The sequence below is a fragment of the Pseudoduganella sp. LjRoot289 genome (assembly GCF_964252925.1).
GTDB lineage: Bacteria > Pseudomonadota > Gammaproteobacteria > Burkholderiales > Burkholderiaceae_D > Rugamonas.
Genome location: NZ_CAXUPN020000001.1, coordinates 186,495 through 210,036, shown reverse-complemented (window position 1 = coordinate 210,036; position 23,542 = coordinate 186,495). Strand labels below are relative to the sequence as shown.

Here is a 23,542-nt window from a genome sequence, read left to right as displayed (position 1 = left end):
CTTTTATCAGGAGTGTCCGCATGGCCCGATCAACAATAACTCTCTTTTTCTTAACTAGGTGGTTTGCCACCGCTCTCTTGTTGGGACTAACAGCACCGGCGGTCTTGGCTAGTCCCGCAGCAACAACTTATGCCCTTGGCGAAATCAATCATAAACCGGGCGGCGGCGCTACCTCACTTCCAACTCTCAGCGGCGACGGCCGCTATGTAGCGTACATAAACTTTACCTATACGCAACAGGGTAATGCATTTGTTTACGACCGCGTCAGCGGCACCAACGTACAGGCCGACCTAACTTCGGCCGGGTTGCCGTCAACTGGCGGCAACACCAGTTCGCCCGTGGTTAGCGCCGATGGACACTATGTCGTGTTCCGCTCGCTGGCACACGATATGGGATTGACGGGAACTGAGGGTGGTATCTTTCTCTATGACCGCATCAATAACATCACCAAACCAATATATAAAGGCAATCCGATCGGCAACCCTTATCGCTCGCTTGGAATCAGTTCAGACGGCCACTATGTCGTCTATCGCGCTCTAACCGCATTTGGCAGCACAACATCAATTATCTATGTGTACGATACTGTTCAGAACACTACGCAGGCAGTTGACACTACTCATGCGCTCACTGCGCCTTTCGTCGCCTTGTATATCAGCGACGATGGTCGCTACGTAGGATATATGGGCCGAGTAGCGGTTCCCAGCCCCGGACCTGTAAATCTACTGCTGCATGATCGAGTTACCGGCGCCACGGAGCTGCTCAATGTTAACAGCGCTGGTCAACGGGAAAACCAACGGGATGGGACACAGTCATTCTCGATGAGCGCGAATGGCAAAGCCATCAGTTTCGTCTCCACGTCGTCTAATCTGGTGCCAGGAGATACCGGCACCAATCGTGACATTTTCGTACGTGACCGCGTCGCGGGCACTACCGAACGCCTCAGCGCTTCTTACAGCGGAGACTCTGGTGTCACCGGAACGAGTATCAGTAGCGATGGCCGCTTTGTAACGTTCCTCGGCGTCATCCCATCAATTTACTCATCTGAGACCCTGTACCGCTACGACCGCCTCAGCCGAACAGCAAAGCGCGGATATGCCGCGCCGGGCTTCGCAATCAACATTTTCAGCTACCCTGTTATCAGCGGCGACGGACGCTACGGCATCTTTAACGGCGCGATTGGCACATCCAACCAGATGTGCGTAACCGATTTTGGCATCGGTACAGGGGTGGCCGTAGCGCCAGCGACTGTCGCCTTGACCGAGGGCGGCGACAGCGCGACCTATAGCGCAGTGCTGCTGCAGCAACCCGCCGCCAATGTAACGCTCAACGTGGCCCCAGATGCGCAATTGAGCGTGGCGCGCTCGCAGCTCACGTTCACTCCAAGCAACTGGAGCACGCCGCAAATCGTCAGCGTACAGGCGCCAGCCAATGAAGTGTTCCAAGGTCCGCACACCGGCATCGTCAAGCACACCGCCGTCAGCACCGATCCAGAATACACGGGCCTGCCGGTAGCCAGCGTCACCGCCACCATCACCGACGGCGTGGTACCGACCATCGTCGTACCTACGCTCTGGAGCCCGATGCCGATTCCGGTCAGCGGCACGGCGGCGCCCGGCGCGACGGTGCTGGTCACCGTTAGCACCGAAGGCGCCCCGGCCTTCCTTTCGGTCAGCGCAGTGGCCGACGCCCAAGGCCATTGGAGCTCCACGCTGTTCGTACCCAGCCCCGGCGCCTGGGAGCTGGAGGCGGTATCCAACGGCATTCACAGCATCGTCTACACCATGAATCTCGCCGTGGAAGCGCAGTAGCAAAGGAAACAAGGGCGGCGTTTGCCCTAGTGATATTTTTATAATTTAACTTGAATAAGACAGCATGATCAATAAAAAATTTATCGCCTCAATCAGCTTGGCGATAGCCGCCTGCTCCGCCCACGCGACGTTGCTCTCTGGCGCTTGGAATACGAGTGGCGACAACTTACTGACCATCGACAGCGCCACCAACCTGCAGTGGTTGGACCTGTCCCAGACGCTCGGGATGACGTTGCCCCAAGTCTTGGACAAACTCGGTGCGGGCCAGCAGTTCAGCGGCTTCCAGTTGGCCACGGTCAGCCAAGTCCATGAATTGATGGGCGACGCGGGCATGCCGTACAGCACGGCCCAAGGCACCGTCAGCACCAATGCCAGTGCCATTCAGAAAGCACAGGCGCTAACCGCTCTACTGAGTAACACCATGGGATCTTACGGCACCAGCGTATACGGATCGCGCGCCTTGCTGAATGATAATGGCACCGATCGCATGGTTGGTTTCTACGTGATCGACGGCAGCTCGTTGCGAAACGACTATTTCAACTACTCGGGTAGCGCTGGCAGCGGCGTCTGGCTAGTGCGCCAGGCTGGCCCAAGCGGCCAAGTACCGGAGCCGGCGTCGCTGGCCTTGCTGGGCATGGGCCTGGCCGTGCTTGCAGGGATGCGCCGCCGCAAAGCCTAATTCGCTGTCCCGTCATAGGCAGGGCTTCCTTGCGAACTCTGCCGTTTACACCTGCATATTCATGATGTCGTGGTAGGCCGACACCAGCTTGTTGCGCACCTGGATGGTGGCCTGGAAGTTGATGCTGGCTTTCTGCATCGACACCATCACGTCCGACAGGCTGACCGAGTCGTCCCCCATCTGGAAACGCTTGCCCAGCTGCTCGGACTTGGTCTGGCTCTCCGACACCGCGTCCAGCGCGTGCTTGAGCGCGTCCGAGAATTGCACCTTGGCGGCCGGCGCCTCGGTCTGGATAGCCGGCATGCTGGCCTGCGGCTTGGCCGCATGCGCTTTCAGCTGCTCCATCATCGCTTGTATCCTGCTGCTGTCTATGCCCAGGCCGCTCGTTTTCATGTGGACTCCAAATTTGTTGCTTCCGCAGAACAGTCTTGCGGTGGCGCCGCGCTACAATAGGCGGCGCTTCTATCAGTCCTGCCAGAATAACTGTCCGCAGCGCAAGTTACTGCCCGGAGCAGGCCCGTAAACAGCCTGCTTTTCCCGCGATTGCCTGTGGCGGACTCCACCGATAATGTGCAACAGGCCGGTTCCCTCCGGACACGGCCGCCCCACTAACCAACCAGACACACACCAGCCATGGCAGCAGCAGCCGAACAAATCGACATCGACGAAGCAGCGGACCCGGCGCAGGCCGAGGCCAAGCCGCCCTTCTTCAAGACGCCGCTGGGCCGCAACGTGATGATAGGCGCGGCCGCCGCCGGCGTGCTGGCCGTCATCGTGGCGCTGTGGATGTGGAACCAGCCGCCCGCCTACGGCGTGCTGTTCTCGAATTACAGCGACCGCGACGGCGGCGCCATCACGGCCGCGCTGGACCAGATGCAGATCAAGCACAAGTTCTCGGAGGGCGGCAACGCCATCCTGGTGCCGACCGAGCAGGTGCACGACGCGCGATTGAAACTGGCGGCGCAGGGCTTGCCCAAGGGCGGCAACGTCGGCTTCGAAGTGATGGAGAACCAGAAACTGGGCGTGTCGCAGTTCCTTGAGCAGGTCAATTACCAGCGCGCGCTGCAAGGCGAACTGGAGCGCTCCGTGCAGTCCATCGCCGCCGTCGACTCGGCCCGCGTCCACCTGGCCATGCCCAAGGACAGCGTGTTCGTGCGCGAGCAGCAAAAACCGACCGCCTCGGTGATCCTCCATTTGCACCCCAACCGCCAGATCGATCCGGCACAGGTGCAAGCCATCGTCCACCTGGTGGCCTCGTCGGTGCCGCAATTGCTGCCGTCCAGCGTGACGGTGGTGGACCAGTCCGGCAACCTGTTGTCCGACACCAACAAGAACGGCGCCGGCAGCAACAAGGGCCTGGACGCCAGCCAGCTGAAATACGTGCAGGAACTGCAGAAGCAGGTCATCAAGCAGGTCGAATCCATCATCCTGCCCATCGTGGGCGAAGGCAATGTGCGCGCCGAGGCGGTGGCCGACGTGGACTTCGCGGCCGTCGAGCAGGCCAACGAGACCTACAAGCCGAACTCGCCGCCGGAGGCGTCCGCCATCCGCAGCCAGCAGAGCAGCGAAACCAACGGCAACGGCAACGCCAATCCCAACGGCGTGCCGGGCGCGCTGTCGAACCAGCCGCCGGGCACCGCGACCGCGCCGCTGACCACCACGGCGCCGGGCGCAGCCCCTGCCCCGGGTACGCCGGCGGGCACCGTGGCAGCCGGCGCGAACGCCGGTCCGAACCACAAGGAATCGACCACCAATTACGAAGTCGACAAGACCGTGCGCTACGAGCAGAAGGCCATGGCCGGCCTGAAGCGCATGACGGTGGGCGTGGTGATCAACTACCGCCGCCTGGTCGACGCCAAGACCGGCAAGGTGACGATCAAACCGTTCACGCCCGAGGAAATGGCCAAGATCAACAGCCTGGTCAAGGAAGCCATGGGCTACAACCAGGAGCGCGGCGACTCGCTGAGCGTGGCCAACGCCCCGTTCGACGGCGTCGACAAGCCCTTCGAGGCGCCGGTGGCGCTGGACTGGTGGCGCGACCCGGCCAACCTGCCGCTGGCCAAGGAACTGGCCAAGTTCCTGGTCACCGCCCTGATCCTGCTCTACATCCTGCTGCGCATCGTGCGTCCTATGATGCGGCCGGTGTTCAAGAAGATCGACGAGATCAACGAGCCCGAGCCTGAACCGGAGGAGCCGGAAATCATCGTGCCGGAAGGCCCGACACCGGAAGAGATCATGGCGGCGGAAATCGCTAAAATGGAAGAGAACACCGCGCGGACTTACCGCGACAACCTGGGCCTGGCGAAGAAACTGGCCGCGGAAGATCCGCGCATCGTCGCCAACGTCATCAAAGCATGGATAGGCGCAAATGACTGATTCTACCGGACTGCAAAAGGCCGCCATCTTGATGCTGGCGATGGGCGAGAGCGAAGCGGCCGAGGTGATGAAATTCCTCGGCCCGCGCGAGGTGCTGAAACTGGGCGCGGCCATGGCGACCATGAAAAACGTGCCGCACGAGCAAGTGGTCGACACGCTGGACGACTTCCGCGACCAGGTCGCGGCCGCCTCCACCGTGGGCCTGGACTCGGACGAGTACATCCGCCAGGTGCTGACCAAGGCGCTGGGCGACGACAAGGCCTCGGTGCTGCTGTCGCGCATCCTGGGCGGCAAGGACGCGTCCGGCATCGAAAGCCTGAAGTGGATGGATTCGCAATCCGTTGCCGAACTGATACGCAACGAGCACCCGCAGATCATCGCCACCATCCTGGTCCACTTGGAGCGCGACCAGGCGTGCGAAATCCTGGGCCACTTCACGGACCGCCTGCGCAACGACGCGGTGCTGCGCATCGCCACCCTGGACGGCGTGCAGCCGGCCGCGCTGCGCGAACTGAACGACGTGCTGACCAAGCTGCTGTCGGGCAATGAAAACATCAAGAAGTCGACCTTGGGCGGCGTGCGCGCGGCGGCCGAGATCCTCAACTTCATGAGCGGCGAGCAGGAAAGCTCGGTGATGGACAACATCAAGAACTACGACAACGACATGGCGCAGAAGATCATGGACGAGATGTTCGTGTTCGACAACCTGATCGACATCGACGACCGCGGCATCCAGCTGCTGCTGCGCGAAGTGCAGTCGGAAATGCTGATCATCGCGCTCAAGGGCGCCTCGCAGGACCTGCGCGACAAGATCTTCAAGAACATGTCGGCGCGCGCCAGCGAAATGATGCGCGAAGACCTGGAATCGAAGGGACCGGTGCGCCTGTCCGAAGTGGAAACCCAGCAGAAGCAGATCCTGCAGATCGTGCGCCGCCTGGCGGACGAGGGGCAGATCGTGCTCGGCGGCAAGGGCGAGGACTCCTTCGTTTAAGTCATAATACCGAATGGCACAAATTCCAAAAGAGCAGCAAACCGCATTCCAGCGCTGGGAGATGAAGTCGTTCGGCGATTTCCGTCCGAGCGCGGTCGCCGCGCGCGAAGCCGAAGCGGCCGCGGCCGCGGCATTGGCGCCGCCGCCGATTGAGGCCGAGGCGGAGGATGAACAGTACCTGGAGCAGGAAGCGCCTCCCCCCGACTATCCGACCGAGGAGGAACTGGCCGCGATCCGCGAGCAGGCCCGCATCGACGGCTACGACAAGGGTTACGCAGCCGGCCACGCCGAAGGCCAGGCCGATGCGATCGCGCTGGCCAAGGAGGCGACCGAACTGGAACTGGCGCCGCTGCGCGAGATCGCGGGCAACTTCAGCACCGCGCTGCAGGACGCCGACCAGCTGATCGCCGCCGACATCCTGGAACTGGCGCTGCAACTGGCCAAGGGCATGCTCAAGCAGGCGCTGCACGTGAAGCCCGAGCTGATCCTGCCCATCGTGCGCGAAGCCATCGAATACCTGCCGGTGCTGCAGCAGCCCGCGCTGCTGATGCTGAACCCGGAGGACGCGAAAACCGTGCGCGAAGGGATAGGCGAAGAGCTGGACAAAGGCGGCTGGCGCGTCATCGACGACGCCCTGATCGAACGCGGCGGCTGCAAGATCGATACCGCCAGCAACCAGATCGACGCCCAGGCCTCGGCCCGCTGGCAGCGCCTGACCTATGCGCTGGGCAAAGACGTCGACTGGCTGGACTGATATGGGCGACGCCCTCAAACCGAACCCCCACGCCGGCCGCTGGCGCGCCTATCTGAACGATTGCGGCGCGCTGACCGAGTTCGTCGAACCGATGCAGGTCTCGGGCCGCGTCACGCGCGTGGCCGGCCTGGTGATGGAGGCGGTCGGCCTGCGCCTGGCCGTGGGCGCCGCCTGCACCGTGCCGCTGCCGTCCGGCGGCAAGGTGGAGGCCGAAGTGGTCGGCTTCGAAGGCGACCGTTTGTTCCTGATGCCGCAAAGCGACGTCGAGGGCATCGTGCCCGGCACCCGCGTGTTCCCGGTCGAGCCCACCATCCCCAAACCGGGCAGCGTGGCGCACCCGCGCCGCCGCCCGAGCGACCGCGCGCGCCACCTGCCGGTCGGACCTGAACTGCTGGGCCGCGTGCTGGACGGCGCCGGCCGCCCGCTGGACAACCTGGGTCCGCTGCACACCACCGAGAGCGCCCCGATCAACGTGCGCCCGGCCAATCCGCTGGGCCGCGCGCCCATCGTCGAGACGCTGGACGTGGGCGTGCGCTCGATCAACGCCATGCTGACCGTCGGCCGCGGCCAGCGCATGGGCTTGTTCGCCGGTTCCGGCGTCGGCAAATCCGTGCTGCTGGGCATGATGGCGCGCTACACCGAGGCCGACGTCATCGTGGTCGGCCTGATCGGCGAGCGGGGCCGCGAGGTCAAGGAATTCATCGAGCAGATCCTGGGCGAGGAAGGCCTGGCGCGCTCGGTCGTCGTGGCGGCCCCGGCCGATACGCCGCCGCTGATGCGCATGCAGGGGGCCGCCTATTCCACTGCCATCGCCGAATATTTCCGCGACCAGGGCCAGAACGTGCTGCTGATCATGGATTCGCTGACCCGCTACGCCATGGCGCAGCGTGAAATCGCCCTGGCCATCGGCGAGCCGCCCGCCACCAAGGGCTATCCCCCTTCGGTGTTCGCCAAGCTGCCCATCCTGGTGGAGCGGGCCGGCAACGGCGAAATGGGCGGCGGCTCGATCACCGCCTTCTACACCGTGCTGACCGAGGGCGACGACCAGCAGGATCCGATCGCCGACTCGGCGCGCGCCATCCTGGACGGCCACATCGTGCTGAACCGGCGCCTGGCCGAGGCCGGCCACTACCCCGCCATCGACATCGAACAATCGATCAGCCGCGCCATGCACGGCATTACCTCGCCCGAGCACCAGAGCCGGGCGCGCCAGTTGAAACAGCTGTATTCGCGCTTCGAGCGCAGCCGCGACCTGATCGCCGTGGGCGCCTACAGCCCCGGCAGCGACCCGGTGCTGGACCAGGCGATTAACTTGCATGAGCGAATTGAACATTTCCTGCAACAGCAGATCACCGAGCGGGTGGACATGCTGGAGAGTTTGGGGCAATTGTCCTCTCTGTTCGATTGATTGCCGAGCTGGAAGCGCGCCTATAATGAATCATCATGGCCTCCCAATCTCAACTTGAAACACTGATCGAACTGGCGCGGCGCGAAACCGACGACGCCGCCAAGCGCCTGGGTATGGCCCTGAAGGCGGTGGCGGACGCCGAGGAAAAGCTGAACATGCTGGTCGGCTACCGCGACGAGTACGGCAAGCGCTTCGAGGCGACCCAGCAGTCCGGCATCACGCCCATGGCCTACCGCAATTTCCAGGCTTTCATGGAGAAGCTGGACAACGCGATCAAGGGCCAGGAAGAAGTGCTGCGGCACAGCCAGCGCAAGGAAACGCAGGAAAAAAGCACCTGGCAGAACGCCGAGCGCAAGCGCATGTCCTATTCCACGCTGAACGACCGCGCGCAGGCGCAGGCGCTCAAGGTGGAAGCCAAGCGCGACCAGAAGGCCATGGATGAACATGCCGCAAGGCAAGCATTCTATAAACGATAGATCCACTGAAACGGCGCCATCATGCAGACACCGCTCATCACGAATACCACCAGCACCGGCGCCGGCGCGCCAGCGGCCAAGGCGGCGTACGCAGCAGCGCCGGACAACCAGTTCCAGCAAGCATTGACGCGCCAGATCGAACAGCGCCAGTACGCGCGCCCGGCCGCGCCGGTGCCTTCCGCCATGGCCGCGCCGGCCGCCCGCAGCGCGCAGGGGAAAATGGCGCAGCCGGCGCAGCAAAGCCAGTCCGCCAACGGCACGCAGGCGCGCCAGGCCGAGCAGGCCAGGACCGCCGCGCAGCAGAAACCGCCAGCACCGTCCAATGCCAGCAACGCGGGCAGCCCGGCCCAGGTTGCCGCCAGCAACAATGGCAATAGCAATAATAGTCGCAGCGATATGAACAATGACGCCAGCCGCAGCAATGCCGGCGCCAGTACCGCCAATGCCGCCAAGCCGGGCACTGGCAGCGAGGGCGCCAGCGCGGCGGACTCGCCGAACGCGGCGAATGGCAGCGGCAATGCGGAAACGAACCCGGCAAGCGGCGCAGCCGCAGCGAGCGGCGGCAATAGCGCGGCCGCTGGCGGCGCGCGCGCCGACGGCGCTCCGGATGCCGCCGCCGACGCAGCGGAGGCAGAGGCAGCAGCCCAAGCCGCCGCCGCTGCCTCCGATCCTATGGCCGCCATGCTGGCCTTGATGGCCGCATTCAACCAACCCGCAGTTGCGCCCGCGACAACAGCCGCCACGGACGCCGATGCGCTGGCCGGCGCCGGCGCGGGTGCCGCTGGCGCCTCCCTGGCTGCCGATGCGCTGGCAGGGGCTGGCCCAGGTCCGAACCCAGGTGTGGACGCAGCAGCAGCAGCAGCAGACCAGACATTGTCCGCCGGCGAAGTCGGCATGGACGACACCACGACGGCGGCCGGCAACGCCGGCAAGGGCGACGCCCTGCCCGCCGATGCTGCCGACAGCTTCAAAGCCGCACTGGAATCGGCTGCGCTGGCGCCGTCCGACACCGCCGCCCAGCCTGCCGTCCCTGCCACCGCACAGGGCGCAGCAGCAGCAGCGGCAGCAGCAGCGGCAGCGTCGGCAGGCGCGGCTGCAAATGGAATACCGCAAGCATCCAGCTCGGCAACGTCCGCTCCACTGGCGGCCCCGGCCGACGGCGACGCCCTGCCGGCGATGGGCAGCGACACCGGCGCCGATGCCGGCGCCGCAGTGCCGGGCGCCAAGCAGGCGGCCGATCCGAACGCAATCGCGGCCGAACGCCGGCGAGACGCGCAGCAAGGCGGCCTGGCGCCGCTGGCCGCGCAGTCACAGTCCAGGACCGAGGCCCAGTCCGCCGCGCGCGACGCCGCGCCGGACTTCGCCACAGCCCTCAAGGAGGCCGCCCCGGCCGGCGCCAGCACCGCTGGCGCGACCATGCCGGCGCCGGCCGCACAAGCCCAGCTGGCCAGCACCCAGGCCGCCGGCACGGTGGCGGGCAACCACTTGGCGGCGCGCGTGGGCACGTCAGCCTGGGACCAGCAGGTCGGCCAGAAAGTGGTGTACATGGCGGCCGGTGGCGAGCAGAGCGCCACGCTGGAACTGAATCCGCCCGATCTGGGCCCGCTGCAAGTGGTGCTGAATGTATCGAACGACTCGGCCAGCGCCAGCTTCACCTCGGCCCAGCCGGAAGTGCGCGCCGCGCTGGAAGCGGCCCTGCCGCGCCTGCGTGAAATGATGAGCGAAGCCGGCATCCATCTGGGCGACGCCACCGTCTCGGCCGGCATGTCGGATCAAAACAACGGCTTCGACCAGGCCCGCGCCGCCCAGCAAGGCGGTACGGGCGGGAATAATGGCCGGGGCGGCCGGGACGGTCATGGCGGCGGCGCGGACGGCGGCGACGGCGTGCCTGTTGCGCCGGCGCCGCGCCAGCGTCCGTTCGGCATGGTCGATACCTTCGCCTGACCGTTCTGGCTGCAACACAAGGCGTGCCATAATGGCGACATGATCCACTTCAGCACCAAGGGTAATTTTGAAAGCGAATCCAAAATTGAAAGCGGAACCAAAAGCAGAGGTTGCCGCGCCCGCCAACTCCAAGAAGAAGTTGGTCATGATCCTCGGCCTGGTCGGCGTATTGGCCGCGGCCGGCGGCGGTGGCGCGTGGTTCATGCTGAAGGACAAGGGCGAAGAAGCCCCGGCCAAGCACAAGAAGGCGGCCAGCGCCAAGGTCGGCCCGCCGGTGTACGTGATCATCGAACCGTTCACCGTCAATCTGCAGCCCGAAAATGGCGAGCAGTACCTGCAGCTGGCGTTCACGCTGCAGGTGAGCGGCCTGGAGGAAGTGGAAGTCATCAAGAACAATATGCCTAAGGTGCGCAGCCGCTTGCTGCTGCTGCTGTCGAGCAAACGTGCGTCCGAGATCAACACGCCGGAAGGCAAGCAGCAGCTCAGCGCCGAAATCATGGAGCAGGTGCGCGCGCCTTTCGAGGATAAGGGGCCGCAGCAGGACGTGACGGAAGTGCTGTTTACCTCGTTCATCATTCAGTAAGCAACTTAGTAGAAAGCCATGGCTGATAATTTTCTCTCCCAGGAAGAAGTTGATGCCCTTTTAAAGGGCGTCAATGGCGACCAGGACGACGCCGCGGCGCCGGAAGAAGTCGCGGGAGTCAGAACCTACAACCTGGCGACCCAGGAGCGCATCGTCCGTGGCCGGATGCCGACGCTCGAGATCATCAACGAGCGTTTCGCGCGCTTGCTGCGTGTCGGCCTGTTCAACTTCCTGCGCCGCAGCGCCGAGGTGTCGGTCGGTTCGGTGCGGGTCTCCAAGTACAGCGAATTCATCCGCAACCTGGTGGTGCCGACCAATCTGAACCTGGTGCACATGAAGCCGCTGCGCGGCACGGCGCTGATGGTGTTCGATCCGGGCCTGGTGTTCCTGCTGGTGGACAATCTGTTCGGTGGCGACGGCCGCTTCCACACCCGGGTCGAGGGGCGCGACTTCACGCAAACCGAGCAGCGCATCATCTTGCGCATCCTCGATATCGTGTTCGAGGCCTATACCAAGTCCTGGGAACCGGTTTATCCGGTCGAGTTCGAGTACATCCGCTCGGAAATGAATACGCAGTTCGCCAACATCGCCACGCCCAACGAGGTGGTAGTGGCGTCGACCTTCACGGTGGAGCTGGGATCGGTGTCCGGCCAGATCCACTTCTGCATGCCGTACTCAATGATAGAACCGATACGCGACGCGCTGACCTCCTCGCTGCAGGGTGAGGCGCTGGAGGTGGACAAGCGCTGGATCCGCCTGATGACGCAGCAGATCCAGATCGCCGAGGTGGAGCTGGTCGCTTCGCTGGGCACAGCCAAGGTGTCGTTCGACGAGATTCTGAACATGCGGGTGGGCGACATCATCCCGCTCAACATCCCCGCGAGCATCGAGGCGACGGTGGACGGCGTGCCCGTGCTCGACTGCACCTACGGGGTGTTGAATGGACAATACGCGCTAAAAGTGGAAAAACTGCTGGCGAATTCCGATAACACGAAATAACGCAGACAAGCAATACAGGAGAAAGCAAGATGGCCGACAATCAAGACGACGACGCAAGCCTGGATGACGACTGGGGCGCCGCCATCGCCGAGCAGGCCAAGGCGGAAGCCGAGGCGCTGCAGAACCAGGCGACGCAGGCCGCCCAGGCCGCCGTATTCCAGGACTTCTCGAAGCAGCCTTCGAAAACCGAAACGCATAACGATATCGACTTCATTCTCGACATCCCGGTGCAGCTGACGGTGGAACTGGGCCGCACCAAGATCGCCATCAAGAACCTGCTGCAACTGGCGCAGGGCTCGGTTGTGGAACTGGACGGCCTGGCCGGCGAGCCGATGGACGTGCTGGTGAACGGCTGCCTGATCGCCCAGGGCGAAGTGGTGGTGGTGAACGACAAATTCGGCATCCGCCTGACCGACATCATCACACCTTCCGAACGCATTCGAAAACTGAATAAATGAAGCCAGCATCCGTTGTCGCAGCATATGTAGTCTCGGCTGCATTGTCAGCCGCGTTGGCCTTGGCCCCAAGCCAGGCGCTGGCGGCGCAAACCGCCTCCGGCTCGATCTCGGGCGCCGCCAAACCGGCGCCCGCAGCAGTGCCCGCCCCCGCACCCGTCGCCGTCCCAGCCCAGCCCGACCCGGCCGCCATTCCGGCGGCTGCGGCGGCTGCGGCGAACGCGGCCGCAACGGCCACCGGGGCGGCTCCCGGCGCAGCCGCTGCATCCCCGGCAGGCGCATCCACTCCCGCATCGGCCACCCTGCCCGCCCTGCCAGCCGCGCCGGCCGCCGCTGCGGCACCGGTGGCGACGCCCGAGCAACAAGCCGCGCTGGCGGGCGCCCGTCCGTCCGCACCGGTCGACACCCTGCAGGCGCCCAGCGCCACCGGCAGCATCCTGACCACCATCTTCTCGCTGATCCTGGTGCTGGGCGTGCTGGTCGGCCTGGCCTGGGCGCTCAAGCGCTACGGCCCGAAATCGGTCACCGGCGGCGCCAACATCAAGCTGGTCGGCGCGCTCAGCGTGGGCGCGCGCGAGCGTATCCTGGTGGTCGAAGTGGGCGAGCAATGGATAGTCGTGGGCGCCTCGCCCGGCCGCATGAACGCGCTGGCCACCATGCCGCGCCAGGAAGGCGAGCCCGGCCTGGACACGCCGCAAAACGGCCTGCCCAGCGCCAATTTCGCCGAATGGTTCAAACAGACGATAGAAAAGCGCAATGGCAAATAAGCACACCTCGCCGGCGGCTTTGCCAAAAAATCTCCTGAAATGCCTGAGCATCGCCGGCGTGGCCGCGCTGGCCGCGCTGCCGCTGTGGGCCGGCGCCGAGCCGACCGTGCCGGCCTTCACCGCCACGCCGGCGGCCGGCGGCGGCACCAATTACGGCCTGTCGCTGCAGACGCTGATCCTGATGACGGCGCTGACCTTCATCCCGGCCGCGCTGTTGATGATGACCAGCTTCACCCGCATCATCATCGTGCTGTCGCTGCTGCGCCAGGCCATGGGCACGCAGTCGGCCCCGCCCAACCAGGTGATGGTGGGCCTGTCGCTGTTCCTGACCCTGTTCGTCATGGGCCCGGTGCTCGACAAGATCTACAGCGAAGCCTACCTGCCGCTGCAGGAGAACAAGATCACCATGCAGCAGGCGCTCGACCAGGGCGCCGCGCCGCTGAAGGCCTTCATGCTGCGCCAGACCCGCCAGCCCGACCTGGCGCTGTTCGTCAAACTGTCGCGCACGCCCGCGCTGCAGGGGCCGGAGGACGTGCCGCTGCGCGTGCTGATCCCGGCCTTTGTCACCAGCGAGCTGAAGACCGCATTCCAGATCGGCTTCGCCATCTTCATCCCCTTCCTCATCATCGACATGGTGGTGGCGTCGGTGCTGATGTCGATGGGTATGATGATGATGTCGCCGGCCGTCATTTCGCTGCCCTTCAAGCTGATGCTGTTCGTGCTGGTGGACGGCTGGCAGCTGCTGATCGGCTCGCTGGCGCAGAGTTTTTATTAGGATGGAGCGCCCATGACCCCGGAAAGCGTGATGACGATGGGCCGTGTCGCCATGGAGGTGACCCTGATGGTGGCCGCCCCCATGCTGCTGGTGGCGCTGGTGATCGGCCTGGTGGTGTCGATCTTCCAGGCCGCCACCCAGATCAACGAGGCCACCCTGTCCTTCATTCCCAAGCTGGTCGGCATTTTTGTCGCGCTGGTGGTGGCCGGGCCTTGGATGCTGTCGGTCATGCTGGACTATATGCGCGGAGTATTTACCGGCATTCCCGGCCTGGTCGGTTAATTTCCGCGCGATTCATGTCGCTTTATAGAGTATTCACGGCTGCTTGCCAGGGCGTGACAACAAATGTCCGGGCAGTAACCTCATGATTACGCTATCGACAGCCGATATCAACACATGGATCGCTTCTTTGCTGTGGCCGCTAACGCGGATACTCGGCCTCATTTCCGCCGCGCCCGTGTTTGGCAACCGCAGTGTGCCCACCACAGTGAAAATGGCGCTGGGCGTACTGCTGGCCATGATTATCGCCCCGACCGTGCCGGCGATACCGGCGGCCGACCCCATGTCCTACGCCGGCCTGCTGATCCTGGCGCAGGAAATGCTCATCGGCCTGGCCATGGGCTTCACCATCCGCGTCGTCTTCGCCGCCGTCGAGATGGCCGGCGAGATCAGCAGCCTGACCATGGGCCTGGGCTTCGCCACCTTTTTCGACCCCAACACCCAGGGCCGCTCGTCGGCGATCAGCCAGTTCCTGGCCTTGATTGCCACCTTGGCCTTCCTTTCCGTCAACGGCCACCTGGTGCTGCTGTCCGCCCTGGCGGAAAGCTTTTCCACCTTGCCGGTATCCGGCCTGCCGGTCAGCGGCGGCGGCTTCAAGCACGTCGCAGACTGGGGCGCCAGGATCTTCAGCGCGGGGATGCAACTTGCATTGCCGATAGTTGCCGCGTTGCTAATTACCAACGTTGCACTTGGCATATTAACAAGGGCGGCGCCGCAGTTGAACCTGTTCGGCATCGGCTTTCCCATCACGCTGGGCATCGGCTTCCTGGTCATCGTGATGACCCTGCCTTATATGGGCACCCCGCTGCAGAGGCTGTTCCTGCAGGGGATCGAGAGCGCGCGGCAGTTTCCGCGCAGCTGGGCCGCGCGCGAAACGCGGCCGCCATCGGCGCCTGTTGCGCCGCCGCAAGTACTGCCCAAATTTTAGGCGCCGCTTACAATCAATTGATTTCCCTACGGAAAGTAGTGGTGTATCATGGTTGAGCCGTCCAGGAGAAAATACCCATGAGTTCCATCGTCCCCAGCCTTACCACCGATCAGATCGCGTCGTTCGACACGCAACAGATACGCGCGTTCTCGACCGCCGAAATCCGGGAACTGACGACGGAACACATGCTGGTGCTGAACAGTGAACAGCTGGCCTGCCTGCTGACCAGCCAGATCGCCGCGCTGGAGACCGAAGACCTGGCCGTGCTGAACTCGGACCAGATCGCCGCCCTGACCACGCTGCAGTTCACGGTGCTGACGACGGGCCAGCTCGCCGCCTTGGGCACGGACCAGCTGGCGGCGCTGGAAACGGCCGACCTGGCCGCCCTGCGCACCTCCCAACTGGCCGCGCTCAACTCGGCCCAGTTCGCCGCCATCACCACCGAGGGCATACAGGCGCTGGGCACCAACCAGCTGGCCGGACTGACCTCGCGCCAGGCGCCAGGCCTGAGCAGCGACCAGCTGCAGGCGCTCGACAGCCGCCAGCTCAACGCCATCAACCGCAGCGCCATCGCGGCCCTGGACACGCTGCAGATCAGCACGCTGCCCACCGCCACCCTTGCCGGCCTGAACAGCGCACAACTGAGCGCCTTCAATTCCCTGCAAGTGCCTGCCCTGACCACCGAACAAATCGTCGCGCTGACCGGCAGCCAGCTCAACGGCCTGCCGTCGGCCTCGCTGCAACTGCTGACGACCGACCAGATCCTGGCCATCGAGACCAGCGACGTGGCCGGCCTCAGTTCGGCCCAGCTGGCCTCGTTCAGCTCGACCCAGCTGCAAGCCTTCGGCAGCGACCAGGTCATCGCCCTGAGCACCGCCCAGGTGGCGACGCTGGGCAGCGCCACCATCGGCCGCCTCAGCACCGACCAGATCGCCGCGCTGGAAACGCTGGACATCAAGGCGCTGACCTCGCGCCAGATGGCCTTCCTCAGCACCGAGCAACTGGCCGCCTTCGGTTCGGACCAGATGGCCGCGCTCGACACGCTGGATTTGCGCGCGCTGACCACGCTGCAAATCGCCGCCCTGGGCAGCGAGCAGCTGATCGCGCTGGACGGCCTGGCGCCGCTGACGTCGGCCCAGATCCGCGCCCTGAGCTCGGACCAGGTCAGCACCCTGGAAACGCAGGACATCGCCGCCTTGGGCAGCCACCAGCTGGCCGCCATGGGCACCGAGCAGGTGCAAGCCCTCACGTCCGAGCAGATCGCCGCGCTGACGGTGAACCAGTTCGCCGCCATGGCCACCAGTTTCCTGGCCCGCCTCAGCACCGACCAGATCACGCAGATCGAAACCCAGGACATCGCCGCGCTGCGCACTGCGCAGATCGTGCGCCTGGGCAGCGAGCAGATCGCCGCGCTCACCTTGGACCAGTTCGGCGCCCTGAACAGCAGCGCCGTCGGCGTACTCGGCACCAACCAGATCATCGGGCTGACCTCCGAGCAGATAGACGCGCTGAGCACCCTGGCCGGCATGGCCACGCGCCAGCTGGCCGTGCTGACGTCCGACCAGGTCAGCACCCTGAGCACGCGCAACCTGGCTACGCTGAGCAGCCGCCAGCTGGCCGCGCTGACCTCGGCCCAGGCGCTGGCCCTGACCAGCGAGCAGCTGATCGCCCTGAACGAAAGCCAGGTGCGCGGCCTGAGCAGCGCCGCGCTGGCCGCGCTCACCACCGACCAGCTGGTGGTGATGGAGACCAACGACATCGGCGCCCTGCTCAGCAGCCAGATTAACAAGCTGGGCACCAGCCAGATCGCCGCCCTGGGTACCGCGCAGATCGCCGCGCTGAGCACCGCCGCGGAGGCCGCGCTGAGCACGGCGCAGATCAGTGCGCTCACCACCGAACAGGTGGGCGCGCTGGCGTCGCTGGCCGCGCTGACCTCGCGCCAGTTCGGCGCCCTCACCAGCGAGCAGATCGCCGCGCTGGGCACGGCCAGCCTGGGTACGCTGAAGACCTCGCAACTTGCCGCGCTCAACAGCGTGCAGCTGCAAGCGTTCACCAGCGAACAGCTGATCGCCCTGGGCACGGCGCAAGTGCGCGCGCTGGCCACGGCCGCGCTGGCCGGCCTGAGCTCGGACGCCATCGCCACCATGGAAAGCGTGGATGTGGCTGCGCTGAGCTCGCGCCAGCTGCAAAGCCTGAACACCAGCCAGCTGGCCGGCTTGAGCACCGAGCAGATGGCCGCGCTGAACAGCATCGTCCTGGGCGCGCTGGCGACCGAGCAGCTGAACGCCCTGACCGCCGAGCAGCTCGACGCGATCGCCTCGCTGGCCGTGCTGAGCACGCGCCAGGTGGCCGCGCTGAGCACCGACCAGATCGCCGGCCTGAACACGGCCGACTTCGCCAGCCTGACCAGCAAACAGGCGGCCGCGCTGCAAACGGCGCAGATCGTCGCGCTCAACAGCGAGCAACTGGCCGCCTTGACCGAGGCGCAGATCCGCGCCCTGAGCAGCAGCGCGCTGCGCGCCCTCACCACCGAGCAGCTCGGCTTTATCGAAACCCAGGACGTCGCCGCGCTGACCAGCCGCCAGCTGTCCCTGCTGCAAACCGAACAGATCGCCGGCCTCGGCACGCTGCAAGTGGCGGTACTGAACTCGTCCCAGATCGGCGCCCTGACGCCGCTGCAGAAAGCGGCCCTGAGCAGCGAACAGCTCGCCGCGCTGAGCACGCTGGCCTCGTTCAACACCGCCGCCATCGCCGCGCTCACCACCGACCAGATCATCTCGCTGTCGGACAGCGCCTTCGCCGGCCTGTCGACGGCGCAGGTCGCCGCGCTGACCACCGCGCAGATCCGCGCCCTGGGCAGCAACCAGATCATCGCGCTGACCACGGCGCAGGTGCGTGCGCTGACCGCGGCCGAACTGGGCGCGCTGAGCACCGACCAGGTGCAGGCGCTCGAAACGGCCGACCTGAACGCGCTGAAATCGACCCAGCTGGCCCAGCTCGGCACGGAGCAGCTCGACGCGCTGACCTCGTTCCAGTTCGGCGCGCTGCAGACCAACGCCGTCTCGGCCCTGAGCACGCAGCAGATCGCCTCCCTCAGCAACACCAAGCTCGACAGCCTGGCCTCGCTGGCCGCGCTCAGCAGCCGCCAGATCGGCGCCCTCACGACCGACCAGATCGCCGGGCTGGCCGACAACAAGATCACCTCGCTGAAGTCGAACCAGATCGCCGGCCTGGCCAGCCAGCAGGTGGCCGCGCTGACCAGCGCCCACATGATCGCCTTCGACAGCGTGCAGATCCGCAGCCTGACGACGACCATCCTTGCCGCGCTGAACACCGAGCAGATCGCGGCCATCGAAACGGCCGACATCGCGGCCATGCTGACGCGCCAGATCCGCGCCCTCAGCACGGCCCAGATCGCCGGGCTGACGACCGAGCAGCTGGCCGCCTTTACGCCCCAGGAAATCGGCGCTCTCACTTCCACCCAGCTGAACGCGCTGAGCGACGAGCAGCTCGCCGCCTTCAGTTCGCTGGGCAGCATCGCCACGGCGCAGATCGCCACGCTGTCGTCCGACCAGATCGCCGCGCTGACCACGGGGCAAGTGGCTGCGCTGAAGTCGACCCAGCTGCAGGCACTCACCGCCAGCCAGATGGCCTATTTCAACACGGCCCAGATCCAGGCCCTGACCAGCACCCAGATGCGGGTGTTCAAGGCCGCCTCGCTGAACGCGCTGAACTCGGCCCAGATCGCCGCGATCGACAACGACGAAATCGAACTGCTGACGACCGGCCAGATCGGCGGCCTGAGCAGCAGCACCCTGCGCGCGCTGTCCTTGACCCAGCTCGGCTTCCTTACCACCGCCGAGATCGGCGCCATCGCCACCATGTCCTTGGCCGCGCTCAACAGCACGCAGATCGCCGCGCTGCGCGGCCTGCAGGGCCTGAGCACGCTACAGGTCAGCTCGCTCACAAGCGAGCAGATCCGCACACTGGAGGACGCCGATCTGCTGGCGCTGAGCACGCGCCAGATGGGCGCCATGGGTAACGCGCAGATGGCCGGCCTGACCACCGCCCAGATCGCCCAGCTGAGCACCGCGCAAGTACGCGCGCTGGCCGCGCGCGCGCTGGCCAGCCTGAACACCGTGCAAGTGAGCGCGCTGACCACCAACGGTCTGCGCAGCATGAGCACGGCCCAGATACAGGGCTTGACCACCGCCCAGGTCAAGGCGCTCGACACCACGCAGTTGCACGCACTGACCGGCGCGGAGATCTCCGCCCTGACCCAGGCCCAGCTGAACGTGCTGTCCGACGTCCAACTGGCCTCGCTGGGCGACATCGGCGACTACACGGCTGCCATGATCACCGCCATGTCCACCTCCCGCATTGCGGCGCTGGCGGAAACCGACATTCAAGCGCTGACCACGGCGCAGGTCCGCATCCTCAGCGCGGCCCAGCTCGGCGCGCTGAACTCGATGCAGATCATCGCGCTGAGCAGCCGGCAGGTCGCCGCCATCAGCACCGCCGCGCTGCCGGGCCTGAGCTCCTTCCAGATCAGCAGTATCGAGCTCGAAGACATCCTCGGCCTGCGCTCGAGCCAGTTGCCGGTGCTGACCACCAGGCAAATGCTGGGCCTGTCGGACGCCCAGCTGGCCCAGCTCACCAGCGTGGCCATCGGCGCGCTGAGCAACACCCAGATCGCGGCGCTGAGCACGGCGCAACTGACCGCGCTGACTTCCTTCGCCGGCGTGGGCACGGCGCAGTTGCGCGCCCTGACCACCGACCAGCTGGCCTCGCTGAGCGGCGAGCGCATGGCCTCGCTGAGCTCGGCCCAACTGGCTGGCCTGAGCACGCAGCAGTTCGCGCGGCTCAGCGCAGAACAATTGCAGGCGCTCGACACGCGCCAGTACGCCACCCTGGCCACGCGCCAACTGGCGGCGCTGTCCACGCTGCAGATCACGCAACTGTTAAATGACGACCTGGAGGCGCTGCGCTCAGGCCAAGTCTCCATCCTCAGCACGGCACAGCTGCGCGCGCTGTCGGAAGATCAGCTCAGCCACATCAGCACGGCCGGCATATCCATGCTCAACAGCGTGCAGACCGGCAGCCTGAGCGCCGCCCAGATCACCGCGCTGTCTTCGCTGCAGGTGCGGGCGCTGGCGACCCGCTCGCTGGCCGCGCTCAGCACCGACCAGATCGTCGCACTGGACGCGGTCGACGTGGCCGCGCTGCGCACGCAGCAAGTGCGCGGCCTGACCAACACCCAGCTCGCGGCGCTGACGCAAGCACAGCTGGAAGCGATGACCACCAACCAGGTCATCGCCCTCAGCGAGACCCAGCTGGCGGCGCTGTCGTCGGCCCAGTTCAACCTGCTCGACTCGCTGCCGCTGCTGTCGGCCGCGCAAGTGGCGGCGCTGTCGACCGACCGCGTCGCCACGCTGGACGAGGGCCAGCTGGAGCAGCTGCGCACCAACCAGATCGCCGCGCTGACCGCGCGCCAGACCGCCGCCCTGAACACGGCGCAGCTGAACACGCTGAGCACGACGCAATGGCGCGCCTTGAGCGCGGTCGCGCTGCGCGCGCTCAGCACCGACCAGATCGCCGCACTCGACCCGCTCGACCTGGCTGCGGTAGGCAGCGCCCAGTTCGCCGCCCTGCGCACCGAACAGATCCGCGCCTTCACGCCGGCGGAAATGGACGCGCTGACCACGCTGCAGATCAATTCGCTGACCGACGGCCAGCTGTCCGCGCTGACCTCCTCACAGCTGGCCTTGCTGCCCAGCCTGCAGGGCTTCAGCGCGACACAACTGGCCGGCCTGTCGAGCGACCAGATCGCCTCGCTCGACGACACCCATCTGGCCACGCTGCGCAGTTCGCAGCTGGCGACGCTGACCTCCCTGCAGTTGTCGTGGCTGACCACGGCCCAGTTGCCGGGCCTGACCACCAGCCAGGTGCGCGCGCTCAACACTGCCGCGCTCGGCGGCCTCAGTTCGCGGCAGCTGCGCGCGCTGCAGGACGAGGACCTGGCGGCGCTCAGTTCGACCCAGTTCGCCAGCCTGCGCACGCTGCAGATCCAGGCGCTGAGCGAAGCCCAGATGGGCGTGCTGACCTCGGCCCAGCTGAACGCGCTGAACGCGGCGCAGTTGCGCGCCCTGAGCACCGACCAGTTGGTGGCGCTGACCAATCTGCAGGGTTTCGGCATGACGCAGCTGGCCGCGCTGACCAGCAACCAGCTCGGCTCGCTCAGCGACGCCCAGCTGGCCACCATACGCACGGCGCAGTTCGCCGCGCTGACGAGCACGCAATTGTCCTGGCTGAGCACCAGCCAGCTGGTGGCGCTGGGCACCGGCCAGGTGCGCTCGCTGTCGAGCATGGCGCTCAACGGCTTGAGCACGGCGCAGCTGCGCGCCATCGAAGCGGAAGACTTGCTTGCCATGACCACCGTCCAGCTGGGAGGCCTGCGCACCGAACTGATCGCCGGCCTGAGCGCCGACCAGGTCGGCGCGCTGAGCACGCGCCAGCTGATCGGCCTGAAGACCGCGCAAATCGCCGCGCTGACCACCGGCCAACTGGCCGCGCTCACGACGCTGGCGCCGCTGACCACCGCGCAGAGCAACGCGCTGACCACGCAGCAGCTGGCCAGCCTGGACCAGGACCATCTGAACAGCCTCAGGAGCAGCCAGATCGCCGCCTTCGGCACGCGCCAGCTCTCGGCGCTGAGCACCGCGCAGTTGGCCGGGCTGAGCACCGTCCAGGTGCGCGCGCTGAGCGTGGCGCTGATCGGCGGGCTGAGCACGGCGCAACTGGCCGCCCTCGAAGTCGAGGACATCGGCGCGCTGAGCTCGCTGCAAGTGGTGGCGCTGAAGACCAGCCAGATCGCCGCCCTCAGCAACGACCAGCTCGGCTCGCTCAGCACCCGCTCGCTGGCCAGCCTGACGCCGGCCCAAGTGGGCGCGCTGCGCAGCGGCCAGATCGCCGCGCTGGGCACCTTGGCCTCGTTCACCGTGACGCAGGTGGCCGCCCTCAATTCGCTGCAAATGAACACGCTGGGCCAGGATGTGCTCGACACCATGCGCAGCAACCAGATCGCCGCGCTGAGCACGGCGGCCATCAGCGGCCTGACCGCCGCCCACATGGCCGGGCTGAGCAGCCAGCAGATCAACGCGGTCAGCACCCGCGCGCTGGCGGCGCTCAATTCCATGCAGCTCAACGCGATCGAGCTGGACGATTTGCAGGCCATGCGCACCAGCCAGTTCATCGCGCTGACGGCCACCCAGATCGCCAGCCTGGGCGTGCCGCAGATTAGCGGCCTGACCACCAGCCAGGTGCGCTCGATGAAGGTGGCGCAGATCCAGGCGCTGACCACGCTGCAGCTGTCGAACATGACGCTGGCCGAATTCGGCGTCTTCACCGCGACCCAGGCCTCCTCGCTGAGCGCGGCGCAGCTGGCCGGCATGAGCAGCGAACAGATCCACGCCACCCCGCTCGGCAGTCCGCTGCAGCTGGACCTGGACGGCAACGGCATCGACACCCTGGCCCTGGCGGACGGCGTGCAGTTCGACCTGTTCGCCAGCGGCGCGGCGGTGCAGACAGGCTGGGCCGGCAAGGGCGACGGCTTGCTCGCGCTGGACCGCAACCGTGACGGCCGCATCAACGACGGCGGCGAACTGTTCGGCACCAGCACCACGCTGGCCGACGGCAGCCGCGCCGCCGACGGCTTTGCCGCGCTGGCCGAGCTGGATGGCAACGCCGACGGCGTGATCGACAGCCGCGACGGCGCCTATGGCGACTTGCGCGTGTGGGTCGACGGCAATAGCGACGGCCTCAGCCAGGACGGCGAACTGCGCACCCTGGCGGACGCCGGCGTGGCCAGCTTGGCTACCGGCGCCGCGCGCGCCAGCGAAAAGGACCAGGGCAACTGGATCGGCTTGCGCGGCAGCTTCCAGACCACGGACGGCAAGACGGCCGAACTGGCCGACGTGTGGTACCTGACCGACCGCAACGACGCCCCCGCCTCGCTGGGCGCGCAGGTGTCGGCGCTGACCCAGGCGCTGGCCGGCTACGGCGCCGGCACCGCGCTGGACGGCGGGCGGGCGCTGGCCTGGCCGGCACCGGGCGCCAGCCAGTCCGGCGACGGCACGGCGGCCCCGGCCGCCACCTCCGGCGCACTCGCCGCCGGCGTGGCCGATCTGGCCCGCCAGTTGCAGCACTACGGCAACCTGCCGCCGCTGGGCGCGGCCGCTGCCGACCTGCGCGACGAGTGGAAGCCGCGCCAGCCGCCGCTCGCCGGCATCCTGGCCGACAAATAGGAAAGCGGGAGGCCACA

17 protein-coding genes are annotated in these 23,542 nt (G+C 66.1%); 16 read left to right on the top strand and 1 reads right to left on the bottom strand.

From position 1 onward, the window contains the following. Positions 1–20 precede the first annotated feature (20 nt). Positions 21–1,808: a hypothetical protein gene (locus tag ACSQ8Y_RS00945; RefSeq protein ID WP_436264599.1), complete on the top strand. Its 1,788-nt coding sequence runs from the start codon at positions 21–23 to the stop codon at positions 1,806–1,808. A gap of 64 nt (positions 1,809–1,872) precedes the next feature. After that, complete coding sequence (locus ACSQ8Y_RS00940; RefSeq protein WP_436264598.1) at positions 1,873–2,487, top strand: PEP-CTERM sorting domain-containing protein; 615 nt, start codon at positions 1,873–1,875, stop codon at positions 2,485–2,487. A 45-nt stretch (positions 2,488–2,532) separates the two neighbouring features. Here ACSQ8Y_RS00940 and fliE read toward each other — a convergent pair whose 3' ends face one another. Further along, positions 2,533–2,880 carry a flagellar hook-basal body complex protein FliE gene (gene fliE / locus ACSQ8Y_RS00935; RefSeq protein ID WP_436264597.1) on the bottom strand — a complete coding sequence of 116 codons (348 nt, stop codon included), beginning with the start codon at positions 2,878–2,880 and terminating at the stop codon, positions 2,533–2,535. Between the two features lie 240 nt (positions 2,881–3,120). Between fliE and fliF the strand changes: the two genes are divergently transcribed. The 14 genes from fliF to ACSQ8Y_RS00865 all read left to right on the top strand — a co-directional run bounded on the left by fliF (position 3,121) and on the right by ACSQ8Y_RS00865 (position 23,525). Beyond that, on the top strand, positions 3,121–4,863 hold the full coding sequence (gene fliF, locus ACSQ8Y_RS00930) for a flagellar basal-body MS-ring/collar protein FliF (protein WP_436264596.1): 1,743 nt from the start codon (positions 3,121–3,123) through the stop codon (positions 4,861–4,863). Next, positions 4,856–5,854 carry a flagellar motor switch protein FliG gene (gene fliG / locus ACSQ8Y_RS00925; RefSeq protein WP_436264595.1) on the top strand — a complete coding sequence of 333 codons (999 nt, stop codon included), beginning with the start codon at positions 4,856–4,858 and terminating at the stop codon, positions 5,852–5,854. The genes fliF and fliG overlap by 8 nt, the downstream gene beginning before the upstream one ends. Before the next feature lie 13 nt (positions 5,855–5,867). Beyond that, on the top strand, positions 5,868–6,608 hold the full coding sequence (locus ACSQ8Y_RS00920; RefSeq protein WP_436264594.1) for a flagellar assembly protein FliH: 741 nt from the start codon (positions 5,868–5,870) through the stop codon (positions 6,606–6,608). 1 nt (position 6,609) lies between these two features. Beyond that, the gene (fliI, locus tag ACSQ8Y_RS00915) at positions 6,610–8,016 is read left to right on the top strand and encodes a flagellar protein export ATPase FliI (RefSeq protein ID WP_436264593.1); all 1,407 of its coding nucleotides are present in this window, start codon (positions 6,610–6,612) and stop codon (positions 8,014–8,016) included. Positions 8,017–8,051: 35 nt separating this feature from the next. Beyond that, positions 8,052–8,492 (top strand): flagellar export protein FliJ, encoded by a 441-nt coding sequence (fliJ, locus tag ACSQ8Y_RS00910; RefSeq protein ID WP_436264592.1) that lies wholly within the window; start codon positions 8,052–8,054, stop codon positions 8,490–8,492. Between the two features lie 21 nt (positions 8,493–8,513). Beyond that, on the top strand, positions 8,514–10,436 hold the full coding sequence (locus tag ACSQ8Y_RS00905) for a flagellar hook-length control protein FliK (protein WP_436264591.1): 1,923 nt from the start codon (positions 8,514–8,516) through the stop codon (positions 10,434–10,436). A gap of 67 nt (positions 10,437–10,503) precedes the next feature. Beyond that, a complete protein-coding gene (fliL, locus tag ACSQ8Y_RS00900; RefSeq protein WP_436264590.1) occupies positions 10,504–11,019 on the top strand; it encodes a flagellar basal body-associated protein FliL in 516 nt (171 codons plus the stop codon). Between the two features lie 18 nt (positions 11,020–11,037). Next, entirely contained in the window at positions 11,038–12,018 is a 981-nt protein-coding gene (gene fliM, locus ACSQ8Y_RS00895; RefSeq protein ID WP_436264589.1) for a flagellar motor switch protein FliM, read from the top strand. Between the two features lie 29 nt (positions 12,019–12,047). Next, positions 12,048–12,476, top strand: coding sequence for a flagellar motor switch protein FliN (gene fliN / locus ACSQ8Y_RS00890; protein WP_436264588.1), 429 nt, complete (start codon positions 12,048–12,050; stop codon positions 12,474–12,476). Between the two features lie 59 nt (positions 12,477–12,535). After that, positions 12,536–13,240 carry a flagellar biosynthetic protein FliO gene (gene fliO / locus ACSQ8Y_RS00885; RefSeq protein WP_436264587.1) on the top strand — a complete coding sequence of 235 codons (705 nt, stop codon included), beginning with the start codon at positions 12,536–12,538 and terminating at the stop codon, positions 13,238–13,240. Next, positions 13,230–14,015 carry a flagellar type III secretion system pore protein FliP gene (fliP, locus tag ACSQ8Y_RS00880; protein ID WP_436264586.1) on the top strand — a complete coding sequence of 262 codons (786 nt, stop codon included), beginning with the start codon at positions 13,230–13,232 and terminating at the stop codon, positions 14,013–14,015. The genes fliO and fliP overlap by 11 nt, the downstream gene beginning before the upstream one ends. A 12-nt stretch (positions 14,016–14,027) precedes the next feature. Then, the gene (gene fliQ, locus ACSQ8Y_RS00875; RefSeq protein ID WP_436264585.1) at positions 14,028–14,297 is read left to right on the top strand and encodes a flagellar biosynthesis protein FliQ; all 270 of its coding nucleotides are present in this window, start codon (positions 14,028–14,030) and stop codon (positions 14,295–14,297) included. An 82-nt stretch (positions 14,298–14,379) separates the two neighbouring features. Continuing rightward, entirely contained in the window at positions 14,380–15,222 is an 843-nt protein-coding gene (gene fliR / locus ACSQ8Y_RS00870) for a flagellar biosynthetic protein FliR (RefSeq protein WP_436264584.1), read from the top strand. A gap of 77 nt (positions 15,223–15,299) precedes the next feature. Beyond that, complete coding sequence (locus ACSQ8Y_RS00865) at positions 15,300–23,525, top strand: iron-regulated protein frpC (protein WP_436264583.1); 8,226 nt, start codon at positions 15,300–15,302, stop codon at positions 23,523–23,525. Positions 23,526–23,542 lie beyond the last annotated feature (17 nt).